Annotated in this window: 6 protein-coding genes and 1 tRNA gene; 3 read left to right on the forward strand and 4 right to left on the reverse strand. The window is 63.2% G+C overall.

The features are described from left to right. Positions 1-398: 398 nt before the first annotated feature. From JQ611_RS41190 to JQ611_RS41200, 3 genes are all read right to left on the reverse strand, one after another. Positions 399-473 (reverse strand) — tRNA-Val (locus JQ611_RS41190). 146 nt (positions 474-619) lie between these two features. Further along, positions 620-1,900: a hypothetical protein gene (locus JQ611_RS41195; protein WP_212263494.1), complete on the reverse strand. Its 1,281-nt coding sequence runs from the start codon at positions 1,898-1,900 to the stop codon at positions 620-622. A 144-nt stretch (positions 1,901-2,044) separates the two neighbouring features. Beyond that, positions 2,045-2,710, reverse strand: coding sequence for a DUF1134 domain-containing protein (locus JQ611_RS41200; RefSeq protein ID WP_212468826.1), 666 nt, complete (start codon positions 2,708-2,710; stop codon positions 2,045-2,047). A 153-nt stretch (positions 2,711-2,863) separates the two neighbouring features. Between JQ611_RS41200 and JQ611_RS41205 the strand changes: the two genes are divergently transcribed. Continuing rightward, positions 2,864-3,328: a YHS domain-containing (seleno)protein gene (locus tag JQ611_RS41205; RefSeq protein ID WP_212263496.1), complete on the forward strand. Its 465-nt coding sequence runs from the start codon at positions 2,864-2,866 to the stop codon at positions 3,326-3,328. An 18-nt stretch (positions 3,329-3,346) separates the two neighbouring features. Here the strand turns inward: JQ611_RS41205 and JQ611_RS41210 are convergent, their stop codons facing one another. Beyond that, positions 3,347-4,174: a 3'(2'),5'-bisphosphate nucleotidase CysQ gene (locus tag JQ611_RS41210; protein WP_212468827.1), complete on the reverse strand. Its 828-nt coding sequence runs from the start codon at positions 4,172-4,174 to the stop codon at positions 3,347-3,349. Positions 4,175-4,337: 163 nt separating this feature from the next. Between JQ611_RS41210 and chpT the strand changes: the two genes are divergently transcribed. Both chpT and JQ611_RS41220 read left to right on the forward strand, forming a co-directional pair. Next, on the forward strand, positions 4,338-4,985 hold the full coding sequence (gene chpT / locus JQ611_RS41215) for a histidine phosphotransferase ChpT (RefSeq protein ID WP_212391281.1): 648 nt from the start codon (positions 4,338-4,340) through the stop codon (positions 4,983-4,985). Positions 4,986-5,178: 193 nt separating this feature from the next. Next, positions 5,179-5,384: Hpt domain-containing protein (locus tag JQ611_RS41220; RefSeq protein WP_212263499.1), on the forward strand; the 206-nt coding region annotated here is incomplete at its 3' end.

Raw genomic sequence — 5,384 nt, forward strand, 5'->3', positions numbered from 1 at the left:
TCCGAGGGGCGACGGTGGCAATAGAGGCCGTCTCACCGGGGAGAGCGCGTTATAAGCCGTAAAGCCATTGCGCAGGGAATGTCGGATGTTCTCCGCTGCCCTGTATGCTCGTGTGCAGCATTCTTATGCACAATCGCACACGAGACCGCGGGTGCAGCGCGCATCCGGCATTCCCTGCGCCCTCTGAATTTTGGGGGCGGGACTACACGTAAACCTCGGGCGCGTTGCGTCGCGAGAACGCGAAGTTATTTCCGCGTCATTGCGAGCGCAGCGAAGCAATCCATCTAGCAGCGCGAAGAAAGAATGGATTGCTTCGCTTCGCTCGCAATGACGGAACGGCGACGGAATGAATGCCTGGCTGTCTGAAATTCGAACCTGAACTCGTCCCGTCAGGACGATGGTGGACGCACAAGGGATCGAACCTTGGACCTCTCCCGTGTGAAGGGAACGCTCTCCCGCTGAGCTATGCGTCCGGGATCCGGCGAAATCAGCGCCGTCAGAGCCCGCGATTTACGAAGTGAGGGCCCATAGTGTCAAGCAAACAAAGCGGCCGAATCGGGACATAGCGTTTTCGAGCGAAGTGGAGGCCGGTTCGCGTGAAGAAAACGCGTCAAAAAAGTTACGCCCCTTGCTGGCGGGCGCGGGAGGCGTGCGACTGCAGGGCCCGGATTCGCTCGGCCAGGGTGCCGCTGCCTTCGGAAGGCGCGGTGGCGGCGCTGTCGTTGGCCGGCTTGGCAGGGGGCTTGGGTGCCGCCGGTTCCGCGGCCAGCATGGCCTCGATCGCCGAATTCGGCCCCTCCAGCTGGATAGCCAATTTGGCCACCTCGGCGGCGATGTCGTTGATGCGTTCGCGCAGCAGCGCGTTCTCCATCCGCTCGGTGGCCCAGGAGCTTTCGGCCTGCTGCTGGATCGCGTTGATGTCGCGCTGCAGCTTGGCGCGTTCGTCGCGCGCGACACGAAGCTGTTCCTCGACCGCGGCTTTCTCGCTGCGCAGCTTTTCGATCGCAGGCGAATTGCCGCCCTGGCTCAGGGCCGCGATCTCGACATGCAATTCCTTGGTCGTGCGCTCGGCGACGTCGTTGGCCTGCTTGAGCTGGTTGTTCTCGAATTCGCGTTCGGCCAGGAGCTTGCCCTGGGTGGCGAGCCGCGCTTCGAGATCGTTGACGCGGTTACCGAGCATTTCGGCTTCCTTGACCTGGATGATCAGCTGCCGGTCCAGATCGGTGACGCGTTGGCTCAGATTTTCGACGCGGCTGCGCGCCTCGCTCAGTTCGCGCGTCGCGTTGTCGGATTCGCCGCGCTCCTGCGCGAGCCGGGCTTGCGTCGCCGCGAATTCCTTTTCGGCGTCGCCGACGCGGCCCTTCAACTCCTCGATCTGGGTGCGCACCGCGACCAGCTCGACCTGGCGGCTGTCCGCCACCATCGAACGGTCGGACAGTTCATGATTGATCTTGGCAAGTTCGCCCTGCTTGTCGGTCAGCGCCTTTTCGGCGCCGCGCAGCATCTCGGTCTTGGCCGCGAATTCCTCTTCGGTGGCGCGCAGCTGTTCCTTCACCGCCTTCTCGCGCGCCTCGAGCCCGAAGATCGTGGCGTTCTTCTCGCCAAGCTCGATCTTCATGCGGTTGATCGCGTCGGATTTCTTGCCGAGTTCGGCAAGCTGGCTGGTGGTCTTGTTCTTGAGCTGGTCGACGCTCATCTCGAGCCGGCGCGCCGACATCGCGAATTCCGCGCGCAGCTGATCCTTGTCGGCCTGGATTTCAGCCATCGACAGCGGGGTGGCCGCTTCCAGTCGGCGGGTCGTCAGCCGGACCGCGCGGTTATGCACCAGCGGCACGATCATCAGGCCAAACAGCATCGAGACCAGAAAACCGATCGCCAGATACATGATCGGTTCGATCATGGATGGTCACTCCCCGAGGGCATAAAGAATTCGTTAATCACAATGCCATGGGGGACCGGCAAAAGGCCAGCCCAATGCCGCGTTAACCTGAATCGTGAAGATCAATGTGTGCTGCTGTTCAGAAAACCGTTGCTCAGGAAAAGGTCAGAACGGGTTCCAGGTCGCGCGCGGGGTAAATTTGAGATAGCCGATGTTGGCGCCGAGCCGCAGACCGATGCCGGAGCGAATCGGCACCAGCACGATGTTGTTGGCGGTGAGCGCGGTCATGCCGAAGCCGCCAACGATATAGGCCGAGCCGTCGATGCCGGCGAAGCGCTGATAGATCGCGTTGGTGGCGGGCAGATTATAGACCAGCGTCATGGTGCGGGCGCCGTCGCCGCCCCAGTCGAAGCCGACCGACGGACCCTGCCAGTAGACCCTGAGGTCGCCGGCGTTCTTGGTGTAGAGCGTGCCTTCGCCGTAGCGCAGGCCGGCGACAAAGGCGCCGGAGCCTTCCTCGCCGAGCACGTAACCGTTCGGCAGGCCCCATTGGCTCACCGCGCGCTCGATGATCGATGCCAGCCCACGCGAGACGTTGCCGAAGAATTTGTGGCCGGCATTGACCAGCTCGTCCGGCCCATAGGTCGCCGGGCTCGGCGCACGCTGCGGCGGCGGTGCTTGCTGGATCGGTGCCTGCTGGTACGGCGCCTGTTGGCCCGGTGCCTGCATCGGCGCCTGTTGCATCGGCCCCGACTGCTGCGCAGGTGCGGGCACAGTCCAGCACATCAGCGCGGCGAGCGTTACCGCGGCAAGGCGTGAGACGAAAATCATCAAAGAACCCCTGGTATCGAAATTCTGGCCGCAGCCTTAACCTGACGCCAACAAGCACGGCTCTAGGTTGCGCCCAGTGTCCCCTCGACTCGTATGTTATCGGTACCAACTATGACGGCACAACGGCAGGAAAGATATGGTTGGCGCCCCGGAATGGCCATTTTCGCCCTATGGGCAGGCTTTTTCGGAGTTCTCTGCCTTGATTTCACCGCCCTTGCCGCGACCACCGAACGGGTGGTGGTCAATCGCTATTCCGGCCTTGCGATCGAGGGGTTTGATCCCGTCGCCTATTTCACCGATTCCGTGGCCGTCCAGGGCGTGGCGGATTTCGAGGCCGCCGAGGCGGGCGCCGTCTGGCGCTTTCGCAACGAGGGCAATCGCGCTTCCTTTGTCGCCCACCCCGAGGTCTATGGCCCCCAGTTCGGTGGTTACGATCCGGTCGACCTGGTGCGAGGCGTTACCTATGCCGGTAACCCGCGGTTCTGGGTGGTCGCAGGCCAGCGGCTCTATCTGTTCGGCCGCGAGGAAAACCGCGATGCTTTCAAGGCCGATCCTTCGCGTTTCCTGAAAGACGCCGCCGCCCGCTGGCCTCGGCTCGAACAGGGCCTCGCGCAGTAGATCAGGACGGGGCTTGAATCAGAGAGGGGCTTGGGGATCGCCCCAGGCGATGAATTCCGGCACGATGAAGTCTTCGCGGCCACAACCAAAATGCAGCGCGGCGCCGGTTGAATCCGTGATCTTGCCGCCGGCGGCTGTAACCACCGCATGGCCCGCCGCCACATCCCATTCGCAGGTCGGCGACAGGCGGGGATAGATATCGACCGCGCCTTCCGCCACCCGGCCGAATTTGACCGCCGAGCCGAGTTCGGCGCGCACGGCTCCGGGCCTTGCGGCAATAAAGGCTTCGGTGCGGTCATCGCCATGCGACCGGCTGACGGCCACGGTCCAGGCTTTTCCCCTGATCGGGCAGGGCCGCGTCCGGATCGGCTCGATCCGCGGCGCGCCGCCGTCAATAAGGGTCAGCCGCTCGGCACCCCGGCCGACGATGCCGCGCCAGATCAATCCAAGCGCGGGAGCGCTGACGATGCCGAGCAACGGCACCCCGCCGGTCACCAGCGCCAGGTTGACGGTGAATTCGGCGCGGCCGGCGACGAATTCCTTGGTGCCGTCGAGCGGGTCGATCAGGAAGAAGCTGTCCTTGTAAGGCAGCTTCGCCAGATGCGTCCGCTCCTCGGACAATGACGGTATATTTGGCGCCAGCCGCGCCAGGCCTTCGCCGATGATGCGGTCGGCGGCGAGATCGGCTTCCGTGACCGGCGATCCGTCGGTCTTGCCATCGACCGTCATGGAGGCGCGGTTGACGGCTAGGATCGCGGCGCCGGCCTGGATCACCAGATCGGTTAGCGGCTCGATCAGGGCCGTAGCGGCCACATGATCGATAACGGGCGGACTTGCCTCATTCATGAGCGGGCTCATTTGCTGTTCGTGTTCCCTTGACCGGTGCCGCCCTGTGCTGGCAGCACGCGCCTGCGCAGTGTATCAAACCACCGAGCATGCGTGATTCGTAACTGTCCGCCGGCAGTCTCTTGCAGCGATTGGGGACTGCGCGGCCTTCCAGGAAAATCTGATGTCTGGCACTCCGTCTCCCGGCGTCGCTCCCGACGCCCTCGAACTTGCGGCACTGCTGTGTTCGCGGGTCTGTCATGATCTCATCAGCCCGGTTGGCGCCATCGTCAATGGGCTGGAGGTCCTCGACGACGATCCCAAGCCCGAAGATCGTGAATTCGCGCTCGATCTGATTCGCAAGAGCGCCAAGACCGCCTCGGCCCGGTTGCAGTTCTGCCGGCTGGCGTTTGGCGCGGCCGGCTCGGCCGGCGCGCAGATTGATCTCGGCGACGCCCAGACCATGGCGCGCGGCCATATCGAGGACGGCAAGATCACCATCACCTGGAATTTGCCCCGGCTGTTGCTGCCGAAGAACCGCGTCAAGCTGCTCTTGAACATGCTGGTCATTGCGCAGCAGACCATTCCGCGCGGCGGTACGCTGACCATCGACCCGATCGGCGACGGCGAGACGATGAGCTTTCGCGTCACCTCGGCCGGCCTTAACGCCCGCGTGCCGCAAAACATCGCCGACCTCTTGAGTGCGAGTTCCAGTGCCGCCATCGATGCGCATGCGGTGCAGCCTTATTATACGCGGCTTTTGGCGCAGGCCTGCGGGCTCGCCGTGACGCTCGCGCTCGACGGCGACAAGGTGCTCGTTACCGCCGCCTGAGCGCCGCCACGGGGCGATTATGGTTAACCAAAGGTTGATATTGGGCGGCTGGATTCATGGCAGCCGTCTTATCTCTTTGTTGAGGCCGTTCTTTTCCATTTGCTCAACCAATATTAAACGCTTTGCATAGAAGCTGGCCAAGTTCCGTAAGGCACGTCGATGTCGCGTGCCGGTGCGTGCGAAGGCCGGTTTCATGGATGATTTGTTGCGGGAATTTTTGACCGAGACCAGCGAGAGCCTGGATACGGTCGACAATCAGTTGGTGCGGTTCGAGCAGGACCCGAACAACGCGAAGATTCTGGATAACATCTTTCGCCTGGTGCACACGATCAAGGGCACCTGCGGCTTCCTCGGCCTGCCGAGGCTGGAAGCGCTGGCCCATGCCGGCGAGACCCTGAT

Origin of the sequence: Bradyrhizobium sp. AUGA SZCCT0182 (genome assembly GCF_018130185.1) — a bacterium.
Taxonomy (GTDB): Bacteria; Pseudomonadota; Alphaproteobacteria; order Rhizobiales; family Xanthobacteraceae; genus Bradyrhizobium.

What these genes read in the sequence shown, in the direction of transcription:
- chpT (WP_212391281.1), top strand. Translation starts at nt 4,338, where the DNA reads ATGTCTGGCACTCCGTCTCCCGGCGTCGCTCCCGACGCCCTCGAACTT.
- JQ611_RS41200 (WP_212468826.1), bottom strand. Translation starts at nt 2,710, where the DNA reads ATGATTTTCGTCTCACGCCTTGCCGCGGTAACGCTCGCCGCGCTGATG.
- JQ611_RS41205 (WP_212263496.1), top strand. Translation starts at nt 2,864, where the DNA reads ATGGCCATTTTCGCCCTATGGGCAGGCTTTTTCGGAGTTCTCTGCCTT.
- JQ611_RS41195 (WP_212263494.1), bottom strand. Translation starts at nt 1,900, where the DNA reads ATGATCGAACCGATCATGTATCTGGCGATCGGTTTTCTGGTCTCGATG.
- JQ611_RS41210 (WP_212468827.1), bottom strand. Translation starts at nt 4,174, where the DNA reads ATGAATGAGGCAAGTCCGCCCGTTATCGATCATGTGGCCGCTACGGCC.